The following is a 647-nucleotide window of genomic DNA, read 5'->3' on the forward strand; positions in this document are numbered from 1 at the left end:
CTACCAGCCTTCGCTTCGCTCTCCATGGCTGGCAGCGAAGGATATCGAAAAGAAACGCGCCGATCTGATTGCCCGTATGAATGTCATTCAGGATTTGCAGGCCAGCCGGCCGATGGTCGTCCATCTTTTCGATGAACTAGTGAAGACCATTCCTGATGGTGTATTCCTGCAGAAGCTCAGTCAGAAAGGTGTAGCGGTGACCCTGAAAGGGCAGGCTCAGTCCAATGCCAGGGTATCGAATTATATGCGGGGCATTGACCGGAGTGAGTGGATGACAGATGCTCAGTTGAAGGTTATCAAGAGCCAGGATAAGACCAAGACCGGCATGAGCGAATTTGAACTGACGGCCAAACAGGCGAATCCCAATGCGCCGGCCAAGGATGAAAAATGAGCATAACGGTATCAGTTAGGCAGATTGACGGCATGTTTGGTCAGAAAGGGCGGGCAATAGCATGGATTTGAGTGACTACAAAGATCTGACGTTTGACAATATCGGCGATTGGCCGGTACCAGTTAAATTGGTTACCGTATTGGCCTTTTGTGCGGCCATTATCGGTGCCGGATATTATTATCTGATGATGGATGAATATGATGCTCTGGCTAAAGTGGAGAAAACTGAAAAGGATCTTCGCGCCGAACTGGAGCGT

1 protein-coding gene and 1 pseudogene are annotated in these 647 nt (G+C 49.6%); both read left to right on the top strand.

Annotated features, from left to right (window positions below; genetic code table 11):
- Nucleotides 1-391, top strand: a 391-nt coding sequence (locus ACOCD2_RS24555; RefSeq protein WP_293650453.1) for a PilN domain-containing protein, incomplete at its 5' end; no start/stop codon positions are given.
- A gap of 67 nt (nucleotides 392-458) precedes the next feature.
- A pseudogene (locus ACOCD2_RS24560) lies at nucleotides 459-647 on the top strand (pilus assembly protein PilO); the annotation flags it as partial.

Origin of the sequence: Thiolapillus sp., from assembly GCF_048562965.1 — a bacterium.
GTDB lineage: Bacteria > Pseudomonadota > Gammaproteobacteria > Chromatiales > Chromatiaceae > Thiolapillus > Thiolapillus brandeum_A.